At 63.1% G+C, this 26,776-nt stretch carries 32 protein-coding genes and 1 pseudogene; 14 read left to right on the forward strand and 19 right to left on the reverse strand.

Going from position 1 to position 26,776, the window contains the following annotated elements; genetic code table 11:
* The 4 genes from KBZ15_RS02445 to KBZ15_RS02460 all read right to left on the reverse strand — a co-directional run.
* On the reverse strand, positions 1-676 hold a 676-nt coding region (locus KBZ15_RS02445; protein ID WP_255013059.1), incomplete at its 3' end, for a methyltransferase domain-containing protein.
* Positions 677-701: 25 nt separating this feature from the next.
* Positions 702-1,163, reverse strand: coding sequence for a hypothetical protein (locus KBZ15_RS02450; protein WP_255013060.1), 462 nt, complete (start codon positions 1,161-1,163; stop codon positions 702-704).
* 37 nt (positions 1,164-1,200) lie between these two features.
* Complete coding sequence (locus tag KBZ15_RS02455; RefSeq protein WP_255013061.1) at positions 1,201-1,782, reverse strand: hypothetical protein; 582 nt, start codon at positions 1,780-1,782, stop codon at positions 1,201-1,203.
* 47 nt (positions 1,783-1,829) lie between these two features.
* Positions 1,830-2,750, reverse strand: coding sequence for an NAD(P)-dependent oxidoreductase (locus tag KBZ15_RS02460; RefSeq protein ID WP_255013062.1), 921 nt, complete (start codon positions 2,748-2,750; stop codon positions 1,830-1,832).
* 68 nt (positions 2,751-2,818) lie between these two features.
* On the opposite strand from KBZ15_RS02460, the gene KBZ15_RS02465 reads away from it, so the two are divergent.
* The 6 genes from KBZ15_RS02465 to KBZ15_RS02490 all read left to right on the forward strand — a co-directional run bounded on the left by KBZ15_RS02465 (position 2,819) and on the right by KBZ15_RS02490 (position 7,799).
* On the forward strand, positions 2,819-3,307 hold the full coding sequence (locus KBZ15_RS02465; protein ID WP_396123387.1) for a Fur family transcriptional regulator: 489 nt from the start codon (positions 2,819-2,821) through the stop codon (positions 3,305-3,307).
* A 128-nt stretch (positions 3,308-3,435) separates the two neighbouring features.
* Complete coding sequence (locus KBZ15_RS02470; protein ID WP_255013063.1) at positions 3,436-3,807, forward strand: DUF1622 domain-containing protein; 372 nt, start codon at positions 3,436-3,438, stop codon at positions 3,805-3,807.
* Positions 3,804-4,184, forward strand: coding sequence for a DUF202 domain-containing protein (locus KBZ15_RS02475; RefSeq protein WP_255013064.1), 381 nt, complete (start codon positions 3,804-3,806; stop codon positions 4,182-4,184). The genes KBZ15_RS02470 and KBZ15_RS02475 overlap by 4 nt, the downstream gene beginning before the upstream one ends.
* 82 nt (positions 4,185-4,266) lie before the next feature.
* The gene (locus tag KBZ15_RS02480; RefSeq protein WP_255013066.1) at positions 4,267-5,133 is read left to right on the forward strand and encodes a bile acid:sodium symporter; all 867 of its coding nucleotides are present in this window, start codon (positions 4,267-4,269) and stop codon (positions 5,131-5,133) included.
* Between the two features lie 170 nt (positions 5,134-5,303).
* A complete protein-coding gene (locus KBZ15_RS02485; protein WP_255013068.1) occupies positions 5,304-6,815 on the forward strand; it encodes an arylsulfatase in 1,512 nt (503 codons plus the stop codon).
* 42 nt (positions 6,816-6,857) lie between these two features.
* Positions 6,858-7,799: a formylglycine-generating enzyme family protein gene (locus KBZ15_RS02490; protein WP_255013070.1), complete on the forward strand. Its 942-nt coding sequence runs from the start codon at positions 6,858-6,860 to the stop codon at positions 7,797-7,799.
* Here KBZ15_RS02490 and mscL read toward each other — a convergent pair.
* The 4 genes from mscL to KBZ15_RS02510 all read right to left on the reverse strand — a co-directional run bounded on the left by mscL (position 7,790) and on the right by KBZ15_RS02510 (position 10,706).
* Complete coding sequence (mscL, locus tag KBZ15_RS02495) at positions 7,790-8,176, reverse strand: large conductance mechanosensitive channel protein MscL (RefSeq protein ID WP_396123388.1); 387 nt, start codon at positions 8,174-8,176, stop codon at positions 7,790-7,792. The genes KBZ15_RS02490 and mscL overlap by 10 nt on opposite strands.
* Positions 8,173-8,991, reverse strand: coding sequence for a hypothetical protein (locus tag KBZ15_RS02500; protein WP_255013072.1), 819 nt, complete (start codon positions 8,989-8,991; stop codon positions 8,173-8,175). Before KBZ15_RS02500 ends, mscL begins: the two co-directional genes overlap by 4 nt.
* Before the next feature lie 159 nt (positions 8,992-9,150).
* The gene (locus KBZ15_RS02505; protein WP_254929984.1) at positions 9,151-10,125 is read right to left on the reverse strand and encodes a hypothetical protein; all 975 of its coding nucleotides are present in this window, start codon (positions 10,123-10,125) and stop codon (positions 9,151-9,153) included.
* Positions 10,122-10,706, reverse strand: coding sequence for a hypothetical protein (locus KBZ15_RS02510; protein WP_255013074.1), 585 nt, complete (start codon positions 10,704-10,706; stop codon positions 10,122-10,124). The genes KBZ15_RS02505 and KBZ15_RS02510 overlap by 4 nt, the downstream gene beginning before the upstream one ends.
* A 296-nt stretch (positions 10,707-11,002) precedes the next feature.
* Here KBZ15_RS02510 and KBZ15_RS02515 point away from each other — a divergent pair, with 296 nt between their 5' ends.
* Both KBZ15_RS02515 and KBZ15_RS02520 read left to right on the forward strand, forming a co-directional pair.
* Positions 11,003-11,599: a Crp/Fnr family transcriptional regulator gene (locus KBZ15_RS02515; protein WP_255013076.1), complete on the forward strand. Its 597-nt coding sequence runs from the start codon at positions 11,003-11,005 to the stop codon at positions 11,597-11,599.
* A gap of 8 nt (positions 11,600-11,607) precedes the next feature.
* Positions 11,608-11,898, forward strand: coding sequence for a hypothetical protein (locus KBZ15_RS02520; protein ID WP_254929987.1), 291 nt, complete (start codon positions 11,608-11,610; stop codon positions 11,896-11,898).
* Positions 11,899-11,905: 7 nt separating this feature from the next.
* On the opposite strand, the gene KBZ15_RS02525 is transcribed toward KBZ15_RS02520, so the two are convergent.
* Positions 11,906-12,490, reverse strand: coding sequence for a ferritin (locus KBZ15_RS02525; protein ID WP_254929988.1), 585 nt, complete (start codon positions 12,488-12,490; stop codon positions 11,906-11,908).
* 174 nt (positions 12,491-12,664) lie between these two features.
* Between KBZ15_RS02525 and KBZ15_RS02530 the strand changes: the two genes are divergently transcribed.
* Positions 12,665-12,805: a hypothetical protein gene (locus KBZ15_RS02530; RefSeq protein ID WP_254929989.1), complete on the forward strand. Its 141-nt coding sequence runs from the start codon at positions 12,665-12,667 to the stop codon at positions 12,803-12,805.
* Here KBZ15_RS02530 and KBZ15_RS02535 read toward each other — a convergent pair.
* Both KBZ15_RS02535 and KBZ15_RS02540 read right to left on the reverse strand, forming a co-directional pair.
* Complete coding sequence (locus KBZ15_RS02535; protein WP_254930011.1) at positions 12,802-14,271, reverse strand: iron ABC transporter permease; 1,470 nt, start codon at positions 14,269-14,271, stop codon at positions 12,802-12,804. The genes KBZ15_RS02530 and KBZ15_RS02535 overlap by 4 nt on opposite strands.
* A 150-nt stretch (positions 14,272-14,421) precedes the next feature.
* On the reverse strand, positions 14,422-15,486 hold the full coding sequence (locus KBZ15_RS02540) for an extracellular solute-binding protein (RefSeq protein WP_255013078.1): 1,065 nt from the start codon (positions 15,484-15,486) through the stop codon (positions 14,422-14,424).
* Between the two features lie 153 nt (positions 15,487-15,639).
* Between KBZ15_RS02540 and KBZ15_RS02545 the strand changes: the two genes are divergently transcribed.
* Together KBZ15_RS02545 and KBZ15_RS02550 are read left to right on the forward strand one after the other, a co-directional pair.
* Positions 15,640-16,308 carry a Fe2+-dependent dioxygenase gene (locus tag KBZ15_RS02545; protein ID WP_254929990.1) on the forward strand — a complete coding sequence of 223 codons (669 nt, stop codon included), beginning with the start codon at positions 15,640-15,642 and terminating at the stop codon, positions 16,306-16,308.
* Positions 16,309-16,428: 120 nt separating this feature from the next.
* Positions 16,429-16,734 (forward strand): hypothetical protein, encoded by a 306-nt coding sequence (locus KBZ15_RS02550; RefSeq protein WP_254929991.1) that lies wholly within the window; start codon positions 16,429-16,431, stop codon positions 16,732-16,734.
* Positions 16,735-16,901: 167 nt separating this feature from the next.
* On the opposite strand, the gene KBZ15_RS02555 is transcribed toward KBZ15_RS02550, so the two are convergent.
* Positions 16,902-18,536, reverse strand: coding sequence for an iron uptake porin (locus KBZ15_RS02555; RefSeq protein WP_254929992.1), 1,635 nt, complete (start codon positions 18,534-18,536; stop codon positions 16,902-16,904).
* A gap of 332 nt (positions 18,537-18,868) precedes the next feature.
* On the opposite strand from KBZ15_RS02555, the gene KBZ15_RS02560 reads away from it, so the two are divergent.
* Entirely contained in the window at positions 18,869-19,525 is a 657-nt protein-coding gene (locus KBZ15_RS02560) for a helix-turn-helix domain-containing protein (protein WP_254929993.1), read from the forward strand.
* Positions 19,526-19,541: 16 nt separating this feature from the next.
* Here KBZ15_RS02560 and KBZ15_RS02565 read toward each other — a convergent pair whose 3' ends face one another.
* The 4 genes from KBZ15_RS02565 to KBZ15_RS02580 all read right to left on the reverse strand — a co-directional run bounded on the left by KBZ15_RS02565 (position 19,542) and on the right by KBZ15_RS02580 (position 23,545).
* A complete protein-coding gene (locus KBZ15_RS02565) occupies positions 19,542-19,685 on the reverse strand; it encodes a hypothetical protein (protein WP_254929994.1) in 144 nt (47 codons plus the stop codon).
* 49 nt (positions 19,686-19,734) lie between these two features.
* Entirely contained in the window at positions 19,735-20,838 is a 1,104-nt protein-coding gene (locus tag KBZ15_RS02570) for a GTP-binding protein (RefSeq protein WP_255013080.1), read from the reverse strand.
* A gap of 56 nt (positions 20,839-20,894) precedes the next feature.
* The gene (locus KBZ15_RS02575) at positions 20,895-22,364 is read right to left on the reverse strand and encodes an iron uptake porin (RefSeq protein ID WP_255013082.1); all 1,470 of its coding nucleotides are present in this window, start codon (positions 22,362-22,364) and stop codon (positions 20,895-20,897) included.
* A gap of 152 nt (positions 22,365-22,516) precedes the next feature.
* Positions 22,517-23,545 carry a metal ABC transporter substrate-binding protein gene (locus tag KBZ15_RS02580; protein ID WP_255013084.1) on the reverse strand — a complete coding sequence of 343 codons (1,029 nt, stop codon included), beginning with the start codon at positions 23,543-23,545 and terminating at the stop codon, positions 22,517-22,519.
* Positions 23,546-23,713: 168 nt separating this feature from the next.
* Between KBZ15_RS02580 and KBZ15_RS02585 the strand changes: the two genes are divergently transcribed.
* Complete coding sequence (locus tag KBZ15_RS02585; protein WP_255013086.1) at positions 23,714-24,166, forward strand: cupin domain-containing protein; 453 nt, start codon at positions 23,714-23,716, stop codon at positions 24,164-24,166.
* An 87-nt stretch (positions 24,167-24,253) separates the two neighbouring features.
* On the opposite strand, the gene KBZ15_RS02590 is transcribed toward KBZ15_RS02585, so the two are convergent.
* From KBZ15_RS02590 to KBZ15_RS02600, 3 genes are all read right to left on the reverse strand, one after another.
* On the reverse strand, positions 24,254-25,036 hold the full coding sequence (locus KBZ15_RS02590) for a hypothetical protein (protein ID WP_255013088.1): 783 nt from the start codon (positions 25,034-25,036) through the stop codon (positions 24,254-24,256).
* A 98-nt stretch (positions 25,037-25,134) separates the two neighbouring features.
* Positions 25,135-25,947, reverse strand: a complete 813-nt coding sequence (locus KBZ15_RS02595; RefSeq protein ID WP_255013090.1) for a multicopper oxidase domain-containing protein — start codon at positions 25,945-25,947, stop codon at positions 25,135-25,137.
* Between the two features lie 149 nt (positions 25,948-26,096).
* Complete coding sequence (locus KBZ15_RS02600) at positions 26,097-26,321, reverse strand: hypothetical protein (RefSeq protein ID WP_255013092.1); 225 nt, start codon at positions 26,319-26,321, stop codon at positions 26,097-26,099.
* A gap of 105 nt (positions 26,322-26,426) precedes the next feature.
* Between KBZ15_RS02600 and KBZ15_RS02605 the strand changes: the two are divergent.
* Positions 26,427-26,776, forward strand: a pseudogene (locus KBZ15_RS02605) (PKHD-type hydroxylase); the annotation flags it as partial.

Below are 26,776 nucleotides of genomic sequence, written 5' to 3' on the forward strand. Positions count from 1 at the left end.
CGCGGTCGCTCACCAGTCGCGGGTCAAGGAAGCCGGCGCCCTTGGCGAGGCGCAGGAAGTCGTTCCAGTAGAGGGCTCCCCCCAGGCACTCGCCGTAAAGCACCGGATCGCGCCGCACCGCTTCCGGCAGGCGCCGATCCACGTACACATCCGAGAAATACAGCTCACCGCCCGGCTTGAGCAGCCGTTTCACCCCCTGCAGCACCGCCGCCTTGTTTGTGGAGAGGTTGAGCACACAGTTGCTCACGATTACATCGAAGCTGGCTGGCTCCAGGGGCAACGCCTCGAGGGCTTCGATCGTGCCCTCCAAGAACGACACATTCGCGTAGCCGAACTGCTCGGCATGGAAGGCCAGGTGTTCGCGGGCCACCGCCAGCTGCTCCGGCGTCATGTCGACGCCCACCACCGAACCGCTGGGCCCCACCAGTTGGGCCAGGGCGTAGACGTCGCGGCCGGTGCCGCAGCCCAGATCGAGGATGCGGCAGCCCTCCAGCAGGGGGGGGCACACCAGGCCGCAGCCGTAGTAGCGCGCCAGCACATCGGGGTGGATCCGGGCCAGCAGCGGCCGCAGCCAGGCCGGCACCGCATCGGCATCGCAGCAGGCGCTGGTTTTGAGGTCGGCCGTGCCGGTGAGCTCCTGGCCGTAATAGGCCTGAACGGCGGCTTGGGTGGGCATGGCTCGCGCGGCCTTAGGAGGTAATTCAGTCTGCCTTCGGCGCCTGGGGGGCTGGGGCGGCGCAGGCCCGATCGAGGGCCTCCAGGTAGCGGCCCAGGGGTTCACGGGCCATCACCCGGGCCTCGGCCTCCCGTTGCCATTGGTCGGGGCGATAGAGCAGCTGCAGCTCGCGGCGATCCCGGCGCCCCAGCTGCCGCAGCAGGGCATCGCTGCCCACCAGGGGGGTGCCGCGCAGGCACAGCGATTGCACCCCATGCCAGCCCTCGTGCAGCAGGGTTACCAGCTGGTTGCCCTTCGGGCAGACCACCACCTCCCGCCGGCCGCGCACGTACAACCCAAAGAGCTGGGGCTCGGCGCAGCGGGGATGCTCCCGGCGGATCACGAACCCCCGCTGCTCAAAGGCGGCGATGGCTTCCCGCAGCCCGTCGCCCCTGGCATCGGCACCCAGGGGCTGCAGGGTCGCCGCCCCCAGCAGGGTGGCGCGCAAACCCCCTGCCAGCAGCCTCCAGCCACCACCAGCCATCTCAGTACGTGTCGACCCGCACCGGTTTTAGCTGCCAGCTCGCCTCTCCCGGCACGAGCTTGTAGCTGATCTGGCGGGTGCCCCCAGTGGGCTTGGCATTGCTATCGCCAGGGCGGTAGATCGGGAATCGGCGGGCCAGGGTGAGCTCCACCACCGCGAATTCATCGTGGCCCTGGTAACCCTCGGCCGCCTTGCCGCTGAGCTCCGGCAGGTGAATCGAGGAGAGCGATCGCCGCCCCTTGTTCAGGGCCCAACCCTCCACTGAGCCGTAGCTGCCGCTGCCGGCACTGGTGATGAACACGTACACCTCGGGCAGTCCGTTGGCATCGAGGTCGGCCACCTCCACGCCGCTGACGCTGCCGAGAATCTCCTGCCGAATCGGGGCAATCGCCCGGGGGGTGCCGCTGGTGGCGATGGTGAGCTGGCGCACCGAGCCCTCCCCCTGGCTGCTCACCGTGAAGGTGACGCCCTGTAGGGAGGCCCGGGTGGGGTTTGCGGGTGCTGCCAGGGCAGGGCAGGCGCCGCCGATCGCCAGGGCCGCGGCAATGACGCAACCGAGCAGGCGCGGATGGGAGCGGGGCATGGCAGGGGAGTGAACTCCCTGCAGTGTTGGTGCTCCGCTGCGGCCTGTCATCCCCAGCTCCCGATTTCGCTCTCCAGCGCCTCGGCCAGGGCGGCCACCAGTCGCTGGCGGGCCTGGCGGGAAGCCCAGCCAATGTGGGGCGTCAGGATCAGATTTGGCAACTCTTTAAGTGCATCCAACTCGGCGCCAGGGGGCTCCTGGTCGAGCACGTCGAGGGCGGCTCCGGCCAATGCCCCTCGCCTTAGGGCTTCTACTAGGGCCGGCAGCTCGATCAGGCCGCCCCGGCCCAGATTCACCAGCACGGCAGACGGCTTCAACCAGCCCAGCCGCTCGGCGTTGAGCAGGCCCCGGGTCGCCGGGTTGAGCGGGGCATGCAGGCTCAGCACATCTGCCTGGCGCAGGGCCGCTTCGAGTTCGCCGGCACCGCTGCGACTGGTGATCAGCCGCACCTCCATCCCGAAGGCCTCCGCCACGGCTGCCACGCCTCGGCCGATCGTGCCGGCTCCCAGCACCGTGAGCGTGCGGCCGGACAGCTCCTCGAATTCCGGCTCCACCAGGGCGAACACCGGGCTGTGCTGCCAGGCGCCCTCTTGCACCTGGCGCCGCCGGGTTTGCAGATCGCAGACCAGCTCGAGGATCAACGCCCAGGTCACCTGCACCACCGAGGCCGTGCTGTAGCGACCTGCATTACGCACGGCGATGCCGAGCTCGCTGCAGGCCTGGCCATCGATCTGGTCGGTGCCGGTGCTAGCCGCGCAAATCAGCCGCAGCTGGGGCAGTTGCTCCAACAGCTCCCCATCCAGCCGGATCTTGTTGGTGATCGCGATCGCGGCCCCCTGCAGCCGCTCCAGGCGTAGCTCCGGCGGGGTGCTCGGCCAGCAGATCAGCTCGACATGACGCTCAAGGGGAGCCAGGTCCACCGGGCCCAAGCTGAGGGCATCTAGAAAGACGGCCCGGGGTTTACTCATGGCACCTCTTCGCAACTACATCTGTTCTTCGCAACTGCGCCTATTGTTGAGAAGCCTGGGATCACGCTTTGACTGCCCGACTAAGCCCTGGAGCCCAGCTTCCCCCCCCAACCCTTCCCGCTAGTGGGGATGGCCTGCGCACCAGCCTGCACGATCGCGGTCAGCGGCTCACGCCCCAGCGGCAGCGTGTGTTGGCCCTGTTCGAGCGCATCGGTGAAGGTAGCCACCTGGGAGCTGAAGAGGTGCACCAGCGCCTGCTCCGGAGCGAGGAGCGGGTATCGCTGGCCACGGTGTACCGCACCCTGCGGCTGCTGAGCTCCATGGGGCTGCTGCAGGAGCTGGAGCTGCCCGAGGGTGGGCGCCGCTTTGAGCTGGCCAGTGATGCCCATCGCGACCACCACCATCTGGTGTGTGTCCGCTGCGGCCGCACTGAGGAATTTGAAAATTCTGCGGTGCTCCAAGCGGGGGAGCAGGCCGCGGGCGGCCATGGCTTCCGCCTGCTCGAGTGCGTGCTCAACGTGCGGGCCCTCTGCCCCAGCTGTGCGGCGGCGGAGTAGGGGCTCGCGCAGGATTTCGCAAAAGCGTCAGCGCAGCTGCCGGCATCGGCAGTGCTCCTTAGCTTTTGGAAAGCGAATGCACCCATGCTTGCCAGCTGACCTCGATGCCTAGCTCAGAACCCAGCTTGTTGGTTGTTTTTGATCAGGGCCTGGCGGCCCTGGCAATGGCCCTGCGCAGCGTGCTTGAGGCCTTCTCGCTTGCCACAGTGGTGCTTGGTTTGTTGATCACCCTGCGCCAGGCCTGGCAGGGCTGGCGTGCCCGGCGGCGCGGCCCCAGTGCTTTTCAGGCGGTGAGGCTCACCTTCGGCAGCTGGTTGGCGATGGCTCTGGAGTTTCAGCTAGGGGCCGACATCGTCGCCACCTCCACTTCCCCCACCGGAGCCCATTTGGTGCAATTGGGCGTGGTGGCCGTGATCCGCACCTTGCTCAATGTGTTCTTGGCCCGTGATTTGGAGGCCGAAGCATCCCATCGATCCCTGAGCCCGGAGGGGCGCCCGTGAACCTCACCAACGAACTGGCCAAACAGCGCAACCGGGATGCGGCCGAGCGCACCCTGATGGCCTGGATCCGCACCTGCCTCTCCCTGATCAGCTTCGGCTTCGGTCTCGACAAGATCATTGCGGCCATTGATCGCGCTGCCGCCTCCGGTGACGTGCAGGCTCAGCGCGGCGTGCAGCTGGTGGCGGCGGGCTTTTTGCTCACAGGGGTCCTGGCGATGGTGGGGGCCACGATCCAATACCGCCGCGAATTGCGCCGTCTCCATCAGAACGACTACGTCTACCGCGACAAGCCCCAGCTGGCGGCGGCCACGGCGGTGCTGATCACCCTGATCGGGGTGGTGGCCCTGCTGCTGGTGGCCTTCGGGGCAGGCCCCTAAGCGCGCGGGTCGGGCCCTGCTGTCTTCAGACCGCTTCATTCACTCTCTGTTCTCCCTGTTTCTCTTTGGGCACCTTGTCGTGATGGCCCCGTCTCCGTCCCTGCTGGTCCAGGCCACCCTGTTCATGATCATGTTTGCCCTGGGGGTGGGGCTGCCCCTCGATGGCTTCAGCCGCTGGCAACAGCATCGGGTCCTGCTGCTGCGCGCGCTTCTGGGCACCTGCGTGCTGGTTCCGCTGGCGGCCTTGCTGCTGCTGCTCTGGCCCCCCACCCTGGCCCTCTCCCAGCCGGCCCGCTTTGCCATCTCCCTGATGGCCGTGTGTCCCAGTGCCCCCTTGCTGCTGCGCAAGGCGGGCAAGACCGGGGGAGATCGCTCCCTGGCGGCCCTGCTCCAGGTGGCGGCCGCCCTAGTGGCGATCCTCACGATCCCGCTGCTGGCGATCCTGTTCACCGACACATTCGGGGTGGCCGGTTGGGCGATCCAGCCCCGCCATGTGGCTAGCCAGGTGGCCGGGGCCCAGTGGTTGCCGCTGCTGCTTGGTTTGGTGCTGCGGCGCTTGGCTCCAGGCTGGGCCAGCCGGCTGGAGACGCCCCTCGACCGGATCGCCAACCTGCTGCTGCTGCTGTTGGTGCTGGGGGTGCTCTGGAAGACGGCTCCGATGCTGGTCACCTACGTGGGGGCCAATCTCGTGGCCTTGCCCGTGATGGCAGCCCTGGTGCTGATCAGCCTGGCCCTTGGCTATGGGCTGGCCGACCGGGATCCGCGCCAGCGGGTCACCCTCGCCCTGGTCACCTCGATGCGCAACCCGGGCCTGGCACTGCTGCTGGCGGGCACCTTCGCCCCCGGGGTCCCGGCGGTCAAATTGGGAATCCTGGTGTATCTGCTCATCACCGTGCTGCTCTCGGGGCCCTTTCTGCGCTGGCAACACCGCACCCAAAGCCAGGCCTGAACCATCGTCCTCTTGGGGTTTGCGTTTTGCGCTGAATTGATCCATTCGCGCTTGTGTTTTGGCTCCTCAAGGTGGGTGTGAAGAAGTGCATGAATCTCCAGTCATCGGGGCCATTCATTTCCATCCTTTGACCAGGCGTACTTGCCCTCTCTCGTCGCTCTTTTCCACCCATGCCGAACGGAAAGCCCAACATCCTCATCCTCTGGGGCGATGACATCGGCCAGAGCAACCTGAGCTGCTATAGCCACGGACTGATGGGGTACCAGACCCCAAATATCGACCGGGTGGCAAATGAAGGGGCCAAGTTGATCCACTACTACGCCGAGCAGAGTTGCACCGCCGGTCGCGCCGCCTTCATCACCGGCCAGAGCGTCTACCGCACCGGGCTCAGCAAGGTGGGCCTGCCGGGGGCCGAGCAGGGCTTCAAGGATGAAGACCCCACCATCGCCGAGCTGCTCAAGCCCCAGGGTTATCGCACTGGCCAGTTCGGCAAGAACCACTTCGGCGACCGCGATGAGCATCTGCCGACGATGCACGGCTTTGATGAATTCTTCGGCAACCTCTACCACCTCAATGCGGAGGAAGAGCCGGAACTGCGCGATTACCCCAAGGAGGATGATCCCGAGTTTCCCAATTTCCGCAAGCGCTTCGCCCCCCGCGGTGTGCTGCATTGCTGGGCTAATGGCGATGGCACCCAGCGGATCGAGAGCACCGGAGCGCTCACCCGCAAGCGGATGGAAACCGCCGATGATGAATTTATGGCCGAAGCCAAGCGCTTCATCCGCGATGCGGTGGCGTCTGGGGAGCCCTTCTTCGTGTGGTTCAACACCACCCACATGCACTTCCGCACCTACGCGCGCCCGCAGGATGTGGGCCGCAGCGGACGCTGGCAGTCGGAATATCACGACGTAATGATCTATCACGACGAATGCATCGGTGAAATGCTCGACCTGCTCGATGAGCTCGGCGTCACCGACGACACCATCGTGATGTACGGCACCGACAACGGCCCGCATATGAACAGCTGGCCCGATGCGGGGATGACTCCCTTCCGCAGCGAAAAGAACACCAACTGGGAGGGTGCTTACCGGGTGCCGGCCCTGGTGCGCTGGCCCGGCCACATCCCCGCTGGCACCAACATCACCGGCATCTGCAGCCACCTCGACTGGTTGCCGACGCTGTTGGCCGCGGCCGGCGAGCCGGAGATCAAGCAGAAACTGCTCACGGGACACCAGGTGGGGAACAAAACGTTCCGCATCCACCTGGATGGCTACAACATGCTCGACTACTGGACGGGCAAGGCGGACAAGAGCCCCCGCAAGGAGTTCTTCTACTTCTCCGACGACGGCGATCTGGTGGGCCTGCGCTACGACAACTGGAAGTTTGTGTTCAAGGAGCAGCGCGAGCAGGGAACTTGCCAGATCTGGGCCGAGCCCTTCGTGGAGCTGCGGGTGCCCAAGATCTTCAACCTGCTCACCGATCCCTACGAGCGGGCCGACATCACCTCCAACACCTACTGGGACTGGATGTTCGACCACGTGTTCATGCTCGTGCCGGCCCAGACCTATGTGGGCGAGTTCCTCAAAACCTTTGTGGAGTACCCACCGCGCCAGAAGGCGGCCAGCTTCTCGCTGGAGCGGGTGATGGAAAAACTCGAACAGGCCGCTAGCGGCGCTGCCTGATCCATGGTGAGCAAGCCTCCCGGACGACCACCAGCCTCCGGCATGGTGTGGATTCCGGGGGGCTCGTTTTGGATGGGCTCCGACCAGCACTATCCGGAGGAGGCCCCTGCCCACCGGGTGGAGCTGGCGGGGTTCTGGATCGATCGGGCCCCGGTCACCAATGCCCAGTTCCTGAAGTTTGTGAAGGCCACCAGCTACCGAACCCTGGCTGAGAGCTTCGCAGATTCGGCCCTCTACCCCGATGCAGATCCGGCCCAGCTGCAACCGGCCTCGATCGTGTTCGTGCCACCGGCCGGAACCGTAGGGCAGGCCAACCACTACAGCTGGTGGCAGTACGTGCCCGGCGCCAGCTGGCGCCATCCCGAGGGCCCCGGCAGCTCAATCAAGGGCCGCGGCCAGCACCCGGTGGTGCATGTGGCCCACGCCGATGCAGCGGCCTACGCCAGCTGGATCGGTAAGCAACTACCCACGGAGGAGGAGTGGGAGAGGGCCGCCTGGGGCGGCCGGGAGGGTTGCGAATTCGCCTGGGGCGACGAACTCCATCCCGGCGGAGTGCCCGTGGCCAACACCTTTCAGGGTGACTTCCCCCATCACAACAGCTGCCTGGATGACTGGGAGCTCACCTCGCCGGTAGGCGCGTACCCCGCCAACGGCTACGGCCTGGTGGACATGATCGGCAACGTTTGGGAATGGACCGACAGCTGGTACGGTCCCCATCAGCCAGGGCCGGCCGGGTGCTGCGCCGAGGCCCAGAGCGCCCGCAAGCAGGCAAGCATCGACCCCGGCTCCCAGCACGGCGCTGCGCCGCGCAAGGTGGTGAAAGGCGGCTCCTTTCTCTGTGCCCCCAGCTATTGCCGTCGCTACCGGCCTGCGGCCCGCATGGCCCAGGGGATCGACACCAGCACCAGCCACATGGGCTTCCGCTGCATCGTCAGGCCGCCTGGCTTGGATATCACTCAGAGTTTGGATATCACTCAGAGTTGACGTTGCTCGAGGGCCTCGGCCAGCCGTGTTGCAGCGGCTGCCAGCTGGGCCTGGGGGTCAGGGCCGGCGGCGGCCTGATCGCCACGCTTCATCGCTTCGATGGCCCGCACGATCAGAAACACCACAAAGGCGATCACCAGAAAATTGATCAGGGCGACGATCACCAAGCCGGCGGGCCAGTCACTGATGGCCGCCACATTTGCAGCCTTGAGAGCTGGTTCCAGCAGGGAGGTCATCACCAAACTGACGATGGCGTCCACCACCTTGCCGAAGGCTCCGCCGATGACAACGGCAACGGCCAGTCCAACCACGTTGCCTTGGTTGATGAATGCTTTGAAGTCTGAAAAGAAGGAGGAACGACGGGCCATGGGGATCAGAAGAAGAATTTCAAACCAATTTCCAAGCCATTCTGGTAGCTGCTGAAGCCACTGTCTGGATTGTCACCATTATTGTAATCAAGCCCGAAATAGCGCCAGGAAATGTTCAGATCGGTGCTGTTGCCCACCGCGTAGCCCAGGCCGATCTGGGCTTTGCCGGAGAGATCTTTGGCGCCGCCCAGCCCGCAGCCACCGATATCAGCGCGGGCAAAGGCCCGCAGCCGCGGTGAGAGAAACAGGCTGGCCTGGGTGCCCAGCAGGGGTTGGGCCCAGGTGCGGCCGAAGTTGCCCTGTCGTTGAACGCTGAGAATGTTGCCCAGATCAACCTGGGCAGAGACATCCATTTGGGCATCAATGACGCGAATGCCGGCGTAGGGGATCAGGCTGAATTGTCCGGGTGTGCCCACCGCCGCCTCTGGCTCCCCAAAGCGATAGCGCACTGCCAGGTCGTAGATGCCCTGGCTGACATTGACACTCGCCCGGCCGGTGAGTAAGCCGTTGGGGGTGGTGGCCCCATCCTCCTGGCCGAGCTTGGTGTAGCTCAGGTCGGTGAGCACACCCCAGCGACCCTTTTCCACACTGCCTCGTACAGCCGTGATCCACTGGAGATTGTCGAGAACCTGGCCCAGGTTCAGCACGGCCTCGGTGGTCACGCTGCGGTTGTTTTGGGTTGCAACCGTGGTTGTGGTGTCGAGCCTCAGGGGCACTGGCCCATAGAGCTCGACGCTGCTGCGCCAGGGCTCGGCCTTGGCAGGGGTAGCTGCGATGCAGAGGCAGGCAGCTGCAGATAACGCAGAACTTTGCGAAAAGCGCAATAACTTGGCTGGCATTGATAGTCGGTGGCTTGGGCGAACTAAGTAGCGGCTCAAGAGTTTTCGCAGCGATGATTGGCTGGATTTTGACCTGCAAAAAAAGCCCGCGGAGTTTGCCGCGGGCCCTTGGAGCATCAGGGCCTTGCGCCCGGTGCAGCAACCTCAGGCCGACCCGTAGGCCACCTGGCAAGCGGCATTTAGCAGCTCGGCTTCAGCGGCACTGCTGGGGTCCTGGCCATTGATGGTGCCGCGGTTGCAGTTGGCATTGAGCTGGTACTCAGAGCCGTCCACCTTGATCACGAAGCTGACCGAATCGCTGCTCGTCGGTTGGACCGTTCCGTAGAGCAACTCGTAGTTCGTGTTGGCCACAACTATGTAGTCGTTGTGGGCGTCAATGGCGTTGCTTACGGCGTCGTTAATGATGGCTGCGGTAGTCAGGCTGGCGATTCCCCAGGTTGCAGCCCGCGCGCCCCACCAACCCCAGCTGGGAGGGGTGCTCCAGCCGCCATACCAGCCGTGGTTCCAGGGCCGAGCCACGCCCCAACCGGGCCGGGCCCAGCCGGGATAGGTGTTGACGCGGTTGACGTTGCGGCTCCAGTTCCGATTGATATCGCGGTTGATGTTGCGGTTGATATCGCGGTTTACGTTGCGATTGACATCCCGGTTCAGGTCGCGGGTTGCGGGTTTGTCCCGAGTGGCCATGCGGTCACCACTGCCGATCGAGCCGCCGGGGCGAGACCCCGCTGCCTGACGGGTGGCGGCGGCCGGACGGGTCGACGCTGCGGGGCGATTGAGGGATGGTCCGCCGCCTCCGGCGAGGCCTCCGCCCATTTGGGCCCTGTTGCTCCAGCCCCCTGCGGGCTTGGTGGAGCCGCGGGTAAGTCCGGGGCCGCCGTTGCTGAAGCCGCTCTGGCCGCCAGCCTTGCGGCCGCCACCTCCGCCGGCGCCACCCAAGCGTCCGCCACCACCTCCGCCACCGCGTCCGCCGCCGCGAGCCACCAGTTGGTCGAACAGTGCGGCGGTGCTGCTCTCTGGCAAGGGGCGCTCAAAGGCCAGGGCTACGCCCATGGGCAGGGCCATCACACCGGCCAACACCAGGCCGAATCCAGCTAGGGGGCCGTTTAGGGAGTTTCTCATTGGCCGACCCCCTTGCAGCCGTCGTCGTAGCAGGTGAGGTTGATCCGGCCGTCGGCGCCAAACTGCACCTTGATCAAATCCCGGCCGGCGGTGGCGTCGGGACGATCTTCCCGAACGCTGTTGAGGTAGTTGGGGTTGACGGCACAGAGATCCCGACCGTTGAAGCAGATCGTGTTGGTGGAAAAGCGCGCCGCTGCGTTGTCTAGGTTTTTCCAGGTTTTGGTGCTCTCGACCCAGACACTCATCCGCACGGGGCTGTCGGTGACGCGGATCGTCTCCACGGTTTTGCCGATGATGTGGCGGTAGAGGGTGGCGCTGCCCTCGTTGACGGCCTCAATGACGCAAGCCTGGGGCGCCCCGCCCTTGACGCTGCACTTGGTGTCAAGCTTGTAGAGCGTGCCCGACTGGGCCAGGGCGGGAGCTGCAGCTAAGGCGGTTGCAGCTAAACCGGTTACAGCAAAACCGTTTGCAGCTAAACCGATGGCAGCTGCGGCCAGCAGGCCGATCCGGCGGCAGGGCCAGCTGGCCAGAATCTTGCGGTTCACCATGAATAAGTACTCCCCAGCATTGGTGGGAAACAACCATATCTTGACCAGGGCGAAGCTATCTGGCAGGAGCCTGTTGCGTAGGGCCACAAAGCATGGATCCGCTCCAACATGATGTCGCCCTGGAAGTAAATGTTGGCAAAAAACGCAATCAGTGACTGGCCCTAGCCAGCCGCGGCTCCATCTTTGGGGCTTTTGTGCCGCCGATTTGGTGCGCCGCGCCACCCCTAAGCCCGGTTGCAATTGACAGTTGTTATTGAGAATCGCTTGCAAAAGGGGCGGGTGCTTGTTTAGGTTGCGAGTCATTCGCAATAAGCCCCCTCCCCTCGGCCATGAGTTTTCGCTTCCTTCCCGACGATCCCGTTGCCGCCGTGCGCATGCCGGCAGGTCAGACCGTGCTGCTGGATCCGGCTCGCCGGCCGAGTGGCAGCTGCATCGAGGTGCTCGATGGGGTGGCCCGCGTCTACTGCCCCTGCGAGGAGACCGAAGGAATGACCCTCGCCTTCCTGCAGGCCGGCGACCAGCTCTGCACAGATCGGCTCTGCAGCGAAGGCGTCTGCATCGAGGCCCTCACTGCCCTGAGCTTCCGCAGCGATGCCGAACCCCGCCAAGGCGAAGGCTTCGATGCCGTGAACGAATGGACCCTGCAGCTCCTGCGCATCCGCCACCTGGGCAGCGCCGAGCAGCGCCTGCATGCCCTGTTCGGGCTGCTGGTTCGCCGCTTGGGGCGCCGTTGCGGAAGTTGGTGCGATCTGCCGTTCCGTCTCACCCACGAGCGCATCGGTGAACTGATCGGCACCACCCGGGTGACCACCACCCGGTTGATTTCCCGCATCCGCCAGGCCCGGCTGATCGAGGCCCCCGTCGGCGAAGCCGGCATGCGCCTGGCTCCGGAATTGATTGAAACCGCGCCCTTTGCTGCAGCCTGAGACCTGCCATGTCCAGTCAGATCCCCCCAAGCAGCTCCCCAGCATCGGAGAGCCTGGTCGCCAGCCTCTGCCGGGAAGCAGACCGGTTACGTTGCCGCTCCCGGCAGGTGGCAGATGACCTGGGCCGCTGTCGCGAGGAGGGTTTGGTGCGCCGCCTGCAGCAGGAGCTGCAGCTGCTGCGCATCCGCCGACAGGAGCTGCAGGTCAGTGCCCTGCAGCTCGGCCGCAGTCATGGTCTGCGGGACCGCCTCGCCCTGGCATTCCTGACGGAACTCACCCACCGGCCCCTGCCCTGCTGAGCCGGGCTCAGGCGAGCGATTCGGGAGCGTGCTTGCCCTCGCTCAGCTCCCCATCAATCACCAGCATGGCGGCGGGGTTGGCCTGGGCGAAGCGAATCCGCCCCAGCAGGTGGGCCGCCTCGTGTTCGGAGTCGATCTGCCCTTGCACCATCGGATCGAGGAACACGGTGGTGCGCACATCGCCGGCCCGCTCCGCCATGGCATAGAGCTGTTGCAGGGAGCTGGTCACCTCCGCCTCCATCTGGAAGACGGCGGCGAAAAGCTCTTCGGCGCCTGACCAGTGCTGGCGGGGTGGTGCCACCGCTTCCAGCTGCACGGTTTGGCCGCGGGCGACCAAGTAGTCGGCCACCAACCCCGCGTGGTGTTGTTCGTTGCTGGCCTCACCTTTGAGGTACCGGCAGAAGCCCCGCAGCTCCCTCTCGCCAAACCAGATCGCCATGGCCCAGTAGGCCGCACTGGCTTGGCGTTCCATCGTTAGATGCTGCTGCAGACCCTCCAGCAGGGAGGCCTCCATCGGCTGGGCCATCGCCCGCCCTGCGGGCCCGGTGGCCACGGGGTTGTTGGTGTTGGTGCTGGTGGTGAAATGCACCATGGGGTTGATCGATTCGCTAGCTGCACCGTAGCCACAGTCGTCCTAAAGGAAACGTGTTGCAATTGGCACAACCGCCTGTAATCCGGCGTCAAAGCAGCGCAAAGTCCGCCCGTGGCAGGCCTGGGCCTCCATAGGCTGATTCAAGAATTCAACCTCTGAATTGAGGTTGCCGTTATGGCCAAGCCCATCGGCCCCAGCAACGACGCTCCTTCCCCCCTCGGCCAGCGCGGCCCCAGCGCTGACAAGAAAAAGGGCTGCAAGCAGAGCAAATGCTCGAAGTGGAAGGGCGGCAAGTGCCGTTGCGGCCGCGACTAGTTGCGCCGCTCCAAGCTTGGTATCAGGGCGAGAGAGGCAGCCAAGCCGAACACCATGATCAACAGCGCTGGCGCCATGGCCGCGCCCACCCGCTCATCACTGGCGTATTGGAACACGCGCACCGCCAGGGTGTCGAAATCGAACGGTCTCAGCGCCAGGGTGATCGGCAGCTCCTTCACCACATCCACGAACACCAGGAGTGAGCCCACCACCATGGGGCCCTTCAGGAGTGGCAGGTGGATGCGACGCAGCACCCCCAACCAATCGCAACCCAGGCTGGTGGCCGTTTCATCGATGCTCGGGGGGATCCGCTCCAGGGCCGCATCCAGCCCCTGTTTGGACACGGCGATAAAGCGATCGCCATAGCCCCAGAGCAACAGCAGCACCGGACCCAGACCGGCTGGGCCGCCGATCACCATCAGGCCAAGGGCCAGAACACTGCCGGGAATGGCGTATCCCAGGCCGGATACGAAGGTGAGTTGTTGCACCACCGGATGGGGGTTCCAGCGCCGGCAGATCGCCAGCAGCAGGGCCCCGAATCCGGTGACGCCAGTGGCAGCAAGGGCGAGGCCCAAGCTGCGTCCAGAGAGCTGGAGCAGTTCGTCGAGCGGCTCGCTGTGTAGACCCTCCCAGCCCTGCTGGATCCAGAGCATCGGGATCGCCAGGGCGCAGAGCGGGGGGATGGCCGTGATCAGCTGGGCTAGGGCAGCCCGCCAGCCATGCAGTTGCCAGGCATGGTTGCCCCCATTGGAGCCCTCCAGATTCCACTGGCGGCTGCGCTGGCGGAGCAGCCGTTCCGAGGCGATCAGCACCGCCACAATGGCCAGGGCCACCAACGACAGGGCTACGGCCCCCTGGGGATCTCCGGCCAGTTGCCAGCGGTCGAGGATTCCGGCCGACAAGCTTGGAACCCCGAGCAGGCGCACCGCGCCGAGTTCGTTGACCACTTCCATGGCGCTGAGGGCGACGCCCGCGCCGATCGAAGGCAGAGCAATCGGTAGGGCAATTCGAAAAAAGCTCGCCCATGGGCCGACACCTAGGCTGCGACTGGCCTCCAGCAGGCGGCGGCCGCTCACCGAGAAGCTTTCGGTACTCAGCAGAAAGACATAGCTGTAATTGGCCAGGCTGAGCAGCACCACCGCCCAGCCGAGGCCATGGATTCGCAGGCCGCGGTAGCTGCCCCAGTCAATCAAGCTGGCGGCCAGGAGATAGGCCGGAAACGCCATGGGCAGAAGCTGGGCGATGCGCAGCCACCGGCGGCCGGGGAAGCGACATACGGCCGTCAGCCAACCGATGGTCGTGCCCACGACGGCTCCGAGGACGCCCTCCCCTAGCACCAGAAGCAAGGTGCCGCGAATCTGAGCGAGTCCATCGGGCCCCAGACCAGCGGCCTGCTCCTGGCCACTGAGCAATACTTCTTTGACTAGGGCAAGCAAAGGCAGGATGGCCAGCAGGCTGACCCCCATCACCAAGGCAACCAGTCCGGCCCGGCTGCGACTGATGTCACGCCATAGATCGATTCGGTTGCGCCATGGCAACAGGGGGAGACGATCGCGGGCCGTGCTCAACGAAATGTCTGCGACTTAAAGACGGGAACCAGCTTGCTGCACGAACCGCTACTCCCAGCCGTTGGCAGCCATCAATTGGATGGCTGCCCGGGTTTTGGAGCCGAGCTGGGATGAGGAAACACCGTCAAATTTGAAATTGCCAAAGCGGCGCAGAATTGGATTGTTTCCAAACCCTTTGAGCGGATATTCAAAGCTGCCTGATGCATACCCTTCTCCGCCTGTCGGTGAGCTGAGAAACTCAATCAGTTTGATCGCTTCCGGTTTGTTTTTGGCGTAGCGGGTGACGCCGGCGCCGCTGACGTTCACATGGGCTGGATTTGGAAATTTAATGGTGATTTTTTTGGCTAGGGTCTTGTCGGCAGCGCCGGTCTGCCCGGAGAGCATGCGGGCAACGTAATAGCTGTTAACGACGCCTACGCCGCACTCACCTTGCGCGACGGCGCGCGCCAGCGACATGTCGCTACTGAAGACCGGTTCGGCGAGGTTGGTCACCATCCCTTTTACCCATTGGGTTGCTGCCGCATCGCCTCGCAGCACCATTTGATCTGCGACGAGCGACTGGTTGTAAACATTGGAGCGATTGCGCAAGCACAATTTCCCCTTGAGCTGAGGCTTGGCGAGATCGGCGTAGGTGTTGATGGTTTTGGGGTTAAGCACCGACGGGTTGATGGCGAGGGCACGCACCCGTCTGGTGAGGCCAAACCAGCGCCCCTGGGGATCCCGTAGGGAAAGGGGCACGTCACGCATCAGTTCAGCCGAACGAATCGGCTGAAACATCCCTTCTCGGGTAGCGTTGTCGAGCCGAGCCGCATCAACCAGAATCATCACATCGGCAGAACTGTTGTTCCCTTCCCTGCGCAGGCGCTCGATGATGGCCGCATCGTTCGATTCTAGAAGCCGCACCTTGATGCCAGTGGCTTTGGTGAAGCGTTCGTAGATTGAGTTGTCGCTGCTGTAATGGCGGCCTGAATAGACGCGTACCTCGCGGGATTGCGCCATCGCCAAGCCGTTGAGGCTGCTCGCCACGGCTGTGGCGGCTGCGCCAATGGCCAGCACACCCAAGCTGAGAACAGAATGTTTGAAAAGCTTTGGGAGCACAGTGGTTGCTTGCATCCTTTTCTCATGAGCTTATCCAGTCAGGCTTTGCTTGCCCGCTTCATTGATGCCGCTGGCGTGTAGCAAAAAGCACAGGAGGGTGTGGGGCTGGTGGGTGTCGATCTGCTTCAAGATGGGTGCTGACGGTCGTTTCCGCAGGTTGGTTTAGCCATGCACTTTCCGCTTGAAAATCTGCTATTAGCCCAAGATCTTCAGCAGCTTCAATCTAGATTGACCAATCTGGATGATTCTGCCTGGCTTCCCGGTGCTCAGACTGCTGGCAGCTACGCCAAAGAGGTGAAAAACAATTGGCAACTGGATAAGCAGCATCCTGATTTTGCAGCCCTTGCAGATGTGGTTCTGTCTGCGCTCGATGCCCACCCCTTGTTCCGGGCTGCTGCCATCCCGCTGAAGATACACAGTCTGCTGTTCAGCCGCAGCGCCGTGGGTGAGGGCTATGGCCGCCACGTTGACAACCCGTTCATGCCTGGAGGGCGAACAGATTTGTCCTTCACACTGTTCCTCTCTGATCTGGAGAGCTACAGCGGAGGCGCCCTCACCCTTGAATTGCCCCTAGGAGAAGAGCTAGTGCGGCTTCGTGCTGGCTCGGCCATCGTCTACCCCAGCGGCTGTCTGCATCGAGTCGAGGCTGTCACGGACGGAGTGCGTTATGTCGCCGTGGGTTGGGTGCAGAGTGCTGTCCGTTCCTCTGAGCAGCGCGAATTGCTGTTTGAGTTGGAGACGGCTTGTAAGGCCATGGCTGCTGCCCATGGCCGGTCCGACGCCCTTGATCTTCTCTATCGCTGCCAGACCAACTTGCTGCGGATGTGGGCTGGGTGACCAATGATACACATGGGTGTGCGTCTTTGGCCTTTAGCGTTAATCGTCTGCCTACAGAGGGACTGTGGTGCGCCGTCTTTTCTTAAAATAAATCTGTATCCCTCCGTTCTGGTTTCGTCCATGGCCCAGCGCACCAGTCTTGCTCTGTTTCTGGCGACGGCCAGCATGATCGGGGGCTCTGCGGCTCCTGTGGATGCAGCTTCGTTGATTCCCTTCTCTGCTGAAGAAGCCCAACTCTTGGCCGATAGCGCTGAATGCGTTCCAGTCGGTGAAGGCGAAAACTGTGAGCGCGAAAAACTCAACCAAAAAACAAAGGAATCCGTCGTCAATCCTGCCGCCAATGACTCCATCCCTGCCTCGAATCCTGGAGCTGATGGAGGGAGTGCTGAAGATACTCTCAATTTGATTGAACGCGGCGATCTCTGAGGCTTACGCGTGCCTGTGTTGCTGCAGCCGGGGCCTCCTCCACCGCTGCCTCCTGATTATCCTTGAGGAGTCTGTTTTCGTTGATAAGTGGGCAGCAAAAAGCCCTCTCCGAGCATGGGGGCTGGTTAGATGTGAGCTATGTTATGAGGCTGGGAGGCCTCTCGGATTCAGAAGCGAAAAGTGGTTTTCATGAGATAGCCGATTGTGCCGAAGTCACCAACTGTTGCATTGCCTAGGGGATTGCTCAGGTAAAATACTGCAGGTGTGATCGAGATGTTGTCGGTCACTTGATACTTGTACCAAAGTTCCACAGCAAGGCCAGAATCGTTGTCTCTCTGGCTCCCCTTTGTTACCCACTGAGGGCCACTGATGCCCAGGCCCAAAGTATTGCCATCTTTCCCTATATTATCCCATTCAAAGCCCACAAGCCATTCCATGGTTTGGTCGCGCCCCTCAGTGTTTCCTCCGCTGAACCAGTTGACGCCATAACCAAGGCTGATCGAGGGGATCCAGCCTGTTTGCTTTGGCTGCCAGAAGGCATTAAGAGCCAGGGAGCTGGCAGTTTGATCCACGCCGACCGGTTTGCTTCCATAAAAAGTGCCTTTCCCCATTGTTGCGCCCGCTGATGTCCAGGCATAGGCCGTCGACACTTGCCATTGGCTGCCGCCATAAGCCAATTGGGTAATAAATTTAGACTTACTGCCCTGGTTGAATAGCCCCTCGTCGCCGTACGTAGCATCTTCACCCGAGTTGCTGCCATTCTGGGCGACATAGTTGGAGCTGATGCTGAATCGATTGCCGGCGCTATTCTTCTTTGTCCGCCACCAGGCTCCGAAGCCCGCGCCGCTTGAGTTTCCATACACGCCGGAGGCTCCTCGACCCTTCAACTCCTTGAGGATGAAATTGCCATTGCCATAAAGTGTGGGTTGGCTGGCCAGCATGTAGTAGCCCTCGGTGCGGGGGCCCACGAAGATCATGCCGTTGGCACCCTTGGAATTCCCTACGGGGAACTGATACCAGAGTTTGTCAACTTTGAGAACATCCCCATTGATGTTGGAGTCTTCGAGGTGGGTGAGTCCAATAGGATCTCCCGAAAAATTGCCAGAGAAGTTACCGGTTCTAAATCTGGTATACAGCAGGTCTTTGCCAGTAAAGCTGGTGTCGAGATCGAGTTGCAGCCGGTAATTGAAGGTGATTGCCTCCTGTTTCTTTTTGCCTTTCAAGGCTGGGCTATTGGCAAAGTTCTGGTTGACGTCACCGGTGTAGTTGGTGGCGCCGATGATCATGTCGACCTTTCCACGTAGCTGTGTGGTGGTGGAGAACTGCTGAGCTTCCAGTTCGCCCACCTTGGCCTCGAGGCCATCTACGCGGCCCTTGAGCACGGCGAGTTCTTTCTTGAATTCGTCCATTAGGCGTTGCAGCTCATCGGTCACCTCGGTGACGCGGTCGAGGCAGGCGTTGAGCAGGGCTGCCGCTTCGTAGCGAGTCATGGCCTGGCCAACCTTGTAGGTGCTGTTGGGATAGCCGGCGACACAACCGTATTTCTCCACCAGGTTGCTCAGAGCCTGATAGGCCCAGTCGGAAGGCCGTATGTCGGAAAACTGGTTGACGCTAGTGACCTGGTTTTGGGATCGCCAGGCCTTGAGTTCGTCAATTTCTTGCTGCTCCATGTAGTCGTTGATGGCCTCGCGGCCATTCAGCGACGCCAGTTCACCTGCGGCTGCGGTTTTAGGAGCGATGACGGCAGGCAGCACCAAGCCAAGTGCGGCCGATGCCAGCAGCATCAGCTGGAACGGATTCATGAACTCCTCACAACAGAAGTAGGTGGATTCCCAATGGACGGGAATCAACTGCGCCTACTTCTACTCGATGAAAACGCCTCGCCAGACTTGTGCTGATTCAAATCTGGGTATCAAAAGTCACCTGTTCTGGTGTGGCTGCCGGAAAGCTGCTCCTGCGCAGGGCTCGATCCATTGTTTTTAGAGGCCGATGACAAGGACGGTGCCAGGGATCCCATCATTGTTGTGATCAACAGTGCTGCCATCAGAACTCGGGTAGACATGACTTGTACCTCTGTTGTCGTTCAACTACTTTCAGTGCAAACAGACCGCGTCATGGCGCCGATGATGCTCGCGTGCGTAGCAATAATCACGTGCCGTGGTTTGGCCCCTTGATGCTGGCGTCAGGCCCGTTTTCTTCTGCATTTGCCATCTCATCATGGGCCGTAGCTGTTGGAAGGCAGCCGCCGTGTCTGGGAATTGTTGTGCGGATCAAAGCCGGTCAATCGGTGCTGCTTGCGTCAACCAGCTCAGGGTCATGGCTTCAGCTTTCATTGGCGGATGGCTATTGCCGCATTTGTGACTCTGAAGTCACCCTCGGATTCGTAGGTCCCGGTGATCTGCAGCTGGTGCGGATTCCTGCGGGTTGTGTTGCTTGCCTTGAGGCGTTGACCGATGTTTCCGTCAGCTGGCGGGATCCTGGAACTTCATTCCAGGCTTCTGAGGAGCTGCTCGGCGATTGGATGGCTGTGTTGTTACGTGTGCGAAGCCATCCCCAAGCCGGGCAGCGCCTAGTGGCCCTGTTTCAAGGCCTGCTCTGTGGCCACGGTCGCAGGACATCTGAAGGGTACTGGCTTCCTTTTGCCCTCTCACACCTGCGACTCGCTGAACTGGTGGGCTCGACCCGTTCAACGGTGACGCGGGTGATGTGCCTGTTGCGTCAGAGATCGACCTTGCTTAGCTCTGATGAACAGATGGGCCTGGTTTTTGATCCAGCCTTCCTGGAGGATTAGGAGGCTTCAGCCAGAGTTACTGGTGGCGACGAACCCGCACGGGCACCAAAACCGGCTGCATCAAGCCACCGCCGCCGTTGTCGTCATCGGAGTCGGTGGTGAGCCACAAGGCCAGGCCGAAGAGGGCAAGAACGCCAGAGCAGAGAATCAGTTCGGCCATGGCGTCAAGATTTGCTAAGACAACCCTAGCCAGGTTGGCCGGCTTCCGCTCAGGCGAAACCCTTACCGGCATCCTTGGCAACGCAGAGCTGCAGCTGGCGGCGGATTTGGTCGTGGCTGAGGTTCTTGCCGATCAGCACGATCTGGTTCTTGCGGGTGGCGTCGGGCCAGTTGGAGTCGTCGATTGAGAAGCGCTTGCCGGCCAGGTGGAACACGTGCCGCCGCTCGCTCTCGTTAAACCAGAGGATCCCCTTGGCGCGAAACACCTCAGCGGGCAGCTGATTGTCGAGGAAGTTCTGGAATTTGCGCAGGGCAAAGGGACCGTCGGCCGCAAATGACAGCGAGGTGTAGCCCTCTATCGCGGCGTGGTCGGGATGGGCGGCGTGCTCATGGCTGTGCCCGTGCTCATGTTCGTGCTTGTGATGGTGTTCATGTTCGTGATCGTGGTCGTGATCGCAGGCGCTGTGGTCTTCCGGCTCGGGGCTGGACAGCTGCTGGGCCACGATCTTGTCGCTTTCAAACAGGCCCACACTCAGCAGCAGGGGTAGGGGCACCTCCCCCTTCACCGAGCGCAGGATGCGGGCGTCGGTTTTGATCTCACGCAGCTGGGTCTCCAGGGCGCTCAGGCGCTCTTCGCTCACCAGGTCGCACTTGTTGAGCAGCAGCATGTCGCTGTAGACGATCTGGGCTCGGGCCACCTCTCCTTCCAGCAGCTCGGCGCTGAAGTTTTCCGCGTCCACCAGGGTGATGATCGAGTCGAGCCGGGTGGCATCGCGCAGGTCGCTGCCCAGGAAGGTCATGGCCACAGGTAGGGGGTCGGCCAGGCCGGTGGTTTCCACCACCAGATAGTCGACCGGCTCGGGCCGATCCAGGATTCGATAGACGGCCTCGAGGAGCTCGCCGTTGATCGAGCAGCAAATGCAGCCATTGCTCAGCTCGACCATGTCTTCACCGGTGGCGACGATCAGGTCGTTGTCGATGCCGATCTCGCCAAATTCATTCACCAGCACGGCCGTTTTCAGGCCCTGCTGGTTGCTGAGGATGTGGTTGAGCAGGGTGGTTTTCCCCGCCCCCAGGAAGCCGGTGAGGATCGTTACCGGCAGGCCTGTGGGGGCGGCTGCCATCACGTTGGATTCGCTGGCGCTGGCGGTCATCGAGTTGGGGGCTGCCGAATTAGGTTGACCCTAGGAAGGGCACGATCGCCCCTGGCTCAGAACCGGAAGCTGGTTTTGATCAGGGCGCCGACCTGGTTACCGCCCGCTTGATTCCCCCCCGGATTGTTGAGCACGAAGATTGCCGGTGTCACGGAGATGGCATCGCTGATCTGCCACTGATACCACCACTCCCAAGCCCACACGCCGGATTCGCTGGCCGCCCCATTGCGGGTGGCGGTGGCAAAGGCGGGTTGGCCCACACCCATGCCAAAGCTGTTGCCCTCAGCCAGCACATCGTTCCACTGCAGGCCCACCATCCACGATTGGCTGGTGCGCAGGTCTGAGCCGGAGCTGCCGTTGACGCCGTAACCAGCGCTGATCGAGGGGATCCAGCCGCTCTGGGCCGGCTGCCAGAAGCCGCTGATGCCAAAGGCATTGGTGTTGACGCCGTTCTCCTCGATCTGGGTGGTGATGAAGGGGGTGGCACCGGGCACACCCACACCGGCCTCCACATAGGAATAGATCGCTGCGAGGCCCCAGTTTTCCTGGCCGTAGCCCAGCTGCACGGTGCTGGTGCCTGCTGAAGTGCTGCTGAATAGGCCCTGGGAGGAATCGGCCCCGTTGGCCGCCACGTAGTTAGCGCTCACACTCCAGCCGTTGTCTTGCCACCAGAGGCCAAAACCGGGGCCGAGGTTTTTGTTGTAAGCCAGTGGCGCCCCATTGAGGGTGAGCACGTTGAGGATGGTGTCGCTGGGATAGGCGCTGGGCCAGAGGGCGAGCATGTCCTCCTGGCCCACCCGGCCGCCGATCGTGGCGGTGAACTGACCACCGATCGGAGACTGCCCAAGCGGGAACTGGTAGAAGAGCTTGTCGATGCCCACCATGTCGGGGCCGCCCTCCTCCTGGAAGGCGATCTCCAGGGTGGAGAGGCCGCCACCGAAGGCATTGCGATCGCCATCGAAGTTGCCAGCCCGCAGCACCGTGCGCAGCAGATCCTTGCCGCTGAAGCTGGTGTCGAGGTTGAGCTGCAGGTCGTAGTTGAACGTGACCTGCTCACCGGCGGGGTTGTTGCTCACCCCACCCACCACAAAGGTGGCCAGGCCGGAGAGCTTGGTGGTGGTGGAGAACTGACTGGCTTCCAGTTCCCCAGCCTTGGCCTCGAGGCCATCGACGCGGCCCTTGAGGATGGCGAGTTCCTTCTCGAACTCCGCCATCAGGCGCTTGAGCTCGTCGGTGACTTCAGTGACGCGATCGAGACAGGCGTTAAGCAGGGCGGCGGCCTCAAAGCGGGTCATGGCCTGCCCACCTCTGAAGGTGCCGTTGGGGTAGCCGGCAACGCAGCCGTAACGCTCGACCAAGTTGCTGAGGGCCTGGTACGCCCAGTCGCTCGGGCGCAGATCGGTGAATTGGCTGATGCTGGTGACTTGCTCCTGGCTGCGCGCGTAATGGTTGACGCGCTCAAGGTTGAGCTCGGCTGCTGCAGCCGCGTTAGGCGTCAGCAGGCCCAGGACTGCCGGTGCAGCCATTAGTTGTCGGATCGATGCCATTCCGTTGATTACCCAGGCTTGAGGAGGCCGCCACGAGGGACGCTCCAGGAATGATAATGGTTCTCATTCATGTTTTGATCAAGTCGCGATCCGGTCGCGATCCACGCTTCCGCCCTTGTTGTCCCCTTGTTTCAGTGAATCGCCTGCCAGCTTTGGATCAGGGCCTGTTGGCTGGCCCGGTCACAGCGGCCCTGAAGGCCGTTCACGATCAGGCATGTGTTGGCGCTGAGGGTGGCCACCAGGCTGCTGGCGGAGCCATCGCCCGCTGGAGCCAGGCCGTCGGCCACCAAGGGCTCGGCTGAAAGGGGAACGCCGCTGAGGGAGCTGATGCGCTGCAGGGCCTTGCTGGGCGGCAGTTGTTCGCTGAACAGCATCGGAACCTGCTCCTGCTTGAGCTGCTGCACCACGGACTGGAAGGCCTGGGGCCGCAGGTTGTCGCTGCTGCTCATGGAGTCGACAAGGGGCAGCTCCTGGAGCCCGTAGGCCCGCGCCAGGCTGGCGAAGGCGCGGTGCCCGCTGGCCAGGGGCCGGGCCACGGGGATGGTGGAAAACTGTTGGCGGTTCCAGCGGTCGAGCTGGCCGAGCACGGTCGTCATCGCCCTGGCCCGGGCGGTGATGCGGGGGCTGGCAGCGGGTTTGAGCTGCTCGAGCTGCTTGGCCACCAGCTGCACCATGGCGCTGGCCTGGCCGGGGTCGTGCCAAACGTGGGGATCCCGATCGCCGTGATCGTGGAGATCGGCGTGGGCGTGGCCAGCGGCGTGCCCTTCCTCCTGGTGGTCGCCTTGGCTGTCCTGCAGCACTTTGAGTTCGGGGCTCCCCGGGACGGCCCGCTCGGCCACCGCCACCGCCTTGCTCTGCTCAGCCAAGGAGGGGGTGAGGCCATACCCATTGATTAGCACCAGCTGGGCCTGGCTGAGGTCGCGGCTCTGCTGCGGTGTCAGCCGGAACTGGTGCGGGTCATCTCCCGGTTGCAAGAGGCAGCGCACCCGCAGGTCGTCTGCGGCAAGGCGTTGGCTGATGTCGCAAAGAACGCCATCGGCGGCGATCACCTCTGGGTGGCGGACTGGCTGACAGGCCTGCAGGGCAAGGGCCCCGGCCAGGGGCAGCCCCAGGGCAACGCTGGTGACCGTCCAGTGGAGAGAGTGTGATCCGTGCGTCACGGGGGCAGAGCAGCCAGGCCTGGGGATGCTGGAACGATAATGGTTCTCAGGCAGTCCTAGGGCGGTAATCGGTTAGCTCTCGGCTGGTTATCGCTTTCGGTGGCGATGCAGTGGGGCCTGCCGATGCGAAAGGCCTTGCTAAGGGTGAGTCAGTTTCTGTTGCCGTCCATGGTCGCCGAATTGCAGCCTGGATTTCACGTTTGGTATGTCTGGCGTGATCATCAAGGCGTGAGTCATCAGAAAAAGGAGTGGTTGGACGACTTCAAACTGACCACTTTTATCCAGGGAATGGCAAGTGTCTGGCAGTCAGGCCCCCGGGAGGATGCGCGAAATATTGTGTTTTTGACCCTCATGCCTGGGCAGGAATATGACTGGCACGAAAACCCTGTACCGCAGTGGATTGTGCCAATCGTTGGCCGCTGGTTTGTGACAACGATGGATGGCATGCGGGTCGAGATGGGTCCTGGCGAGATCTCGTTTGGTGCGGATCAGAACTGTCGCCTGATCGACGGTCGACAGGGTCATCTGTCAGGCGCGGTTGGCTCGGAACCTGCCGTAATCATGCTGATCCAGGTGGGTTCTGATCCTTTCAGCTCAGCCGCTGCAACCGAAGCCCACTGAAAGCGCTGCGTTGCCTCGGGATCGGCAACCTGGCGAGCTTGGGGCGGGAGACTCTCCTTCCCCCACAAATGAGTGCGTCAAAATTGCTCACAACTGCTTCTGCAGGCGCTGCAGTTGGGTCACTTCCATCGCGGCTGTGCGGGGAGGAATCACCGTTGGGAAGGCCTGCAGCATCCCGGTGATGGTGCGTTGCTTTCCGCCCAGCCCGGCGGCGTCAACCGGTTGGCTGGCCACGGCCTGGTTCAGCAGTCGCTGGGCCTCCAGCAGGAAGCCCCGTGCGTCCTGGTATTCGATCGCTTCAACGACCTGATTCCCCGCCACCGCGGCTCCGTATTCGTCTACGGCCGTCTCCGCCAGCTGCCGCACCACGGCCGTCACCGCTTGGCTGTCTGCTGCCCCGCCGCCAGGCAGGGTCTGGGCTACTGCGGCGATGGCCTGCTGGGCCTTGGCCAACTTCAGGGCGGTGGCAGGGGCTTGGGGATTGAGCCGCACCTGCTGGCGCAGGTCTTCCAGGGTGGCGAGGAAAGGCGGGATCCTGCGGCTTTGCAGGGCTGGCTCCAAAGCGCCGTAGAGCTCATCCACGGGATGGCCCACATGGGGCTCGGCTGCGCTGTACAGCTGTTGGTTCAACAACTCCTGGGCCACCAGCAGATGGCCCTGCATCTGGGCCAGCACCACCAGCAGATCGAGGTCGGTCTGGGCGGTGGCGGCATGACCGCCCTCTCCCCCTTCCCCGCCCAGGCCGGATGATTCCGGCGCGTGATGGCTGGGCTGGGCCAGGATCTGGGGAGGTTGGATCGCTGCGCTAAGCACAGCTGCGCCCATTCCCATGCTCAGGAAGATTTCCAGGGCTTTGCGGGGGCGTGGCATGGGCAATGGCAGCAGTTCCACCAGGATCCTGCTTACACGGCCCCATTCCCGACCTTTTGCCATCGGGGGAGGTGATCAATGGCACAGGGGCGGCTGCCTCAGGCGGGCACCACCTCAAAGAAGCCCATGCAGCCCCGTTCGGCGATCTGATCCTGGTGGGGGTGAACCATGTAGCGGCCGGTGAAGGGGAAGGAGAACTCCAGGATCTGTCTTTCGGCCACCCCCAGCGTCACCACGTCTGTGGTGTCGATCCAACCCGGGCGGATCACCCTGAATTCGTTGGCATGGAGATGGAAGGTGAGCGGTGCCTCCAGCTCCGTCATGTTCAGCAGATACAGGCGCACAAGCTGGTGCTGCCGGATGCGGATCGGGTTGTGCATGTAGGCATCGGGGATGCCATTGAAGGCATAGAGCTCATTGCGACCGTCGTTGTTGAGGTCGTAGCCCCCCATCACCAGCACCAGCTCATCTGCGGCCGGCCGGGGCGTGATCGGATCCACCACCAGCAGCCCGAACAGCCCCTTGCCCACATGGCGCGCCACCGGCGCCACATGGCAGTGATAGGGATAGAGGCCGGCCCGCGGCAGATCGAACTCATATACGGCGGTGCGCCCTTTGAGCACCGGCTCGATGCCATCCATGGCGGCGGGGTGAACGCCGTGGAAGTGCAGGCTGTGGGAGGTGCTGTCGCCATTGCGGAACAGCACGCGGATGCGCTCTCCCTCCCTGGCGCGCAGCGTCGGGCCTGGCACGCGGCCATTGAGGGTCCAGGCCTTGAACAGCACCTCACCGGCAAGGGGAATCGTGATGCTGCTGGCCTCCACCTCGAAGAGCCGGATCGGCCGACCGTTCTCCGCAATCAGCCGGCCCCGCTCAAAGCTGCGCAGGCATTCCTGGGGATCGAAGGGCATCGGAGGTGACTCCCCTGGCGATCCCATCGCCCGGGCGCGGCGCCCCAAGCCTGCGCCCAGCAGGCCTGCACCGGCAATGAGCCACCCCCCAGCCTGGAGCAGCTGACGGCGATGGAGGAGGTTATGGATCGGCAGCACGGCGTTGATTCTCAGCCTTCGCCCCCTTCACCGCCCTCGCCCGCTTCGCGATCCTCTTGTTTTTCTTGGCGATCGTCCTTGCTGGGGGATCGGGGTTTTTCGGGCTGGTCGGGGCTGCGCACTTCCTTGCTGTTGGCGCCACCCTCCCCACGGGACTCGGGTGCCTGGCCGCAGGCCACGGTGCCGCCGGCCAGGGCCAGGGTGCTCAGAAACAGGGCGATGCTGGAGCGATTCATCGGTCTGGATGCGATCAGAACCTGCTTCGATCCTGAACGGATTGCGGTTCATGTGCGTGGCACCTGCAATCTGGTCATGGCTCGCCGTAGCAACCGTCACCTCCCATGCGCTTTCTGATTGAACCGCTGTTGAGTGCGGCGCAGTGCCGGGCAATGGCCGAGCAGTTGCAGGGGGCTGGTGATGCCTGGCGGCCGGGCACGGATACTGCCGGCTGGCATGCCCGCAGGGTGAAGACCAACCATCAGCTTGATCGCCAATGCCCCCTGCATCAGGCCCTAGCCGCGGAGCTGCAGGATCAGCTTCGGCGCCATCCGCTGATCCAGGCGGCTGCGTTTCCGCGGCAGATCCACAGCCTCCTGTTCAGCCGCACCGGCGTGGGGGAGGGCTATGGGCGGCATGTCGACAATGCCTGGATGGCGGGCGGCCGCAGCGATCTCTCGTTCACCATCGCCCT

The organism is Cyanobium sp. BA20m-p-22, from assembly GCF_024346275.1.
In the GTDB taxonomy this organism is placed as follows: Bacteria; Cyanobacteriota; Cyanobacteriia; order PCC-6307; family Cyanobiaceae; genus Cyanobium_A.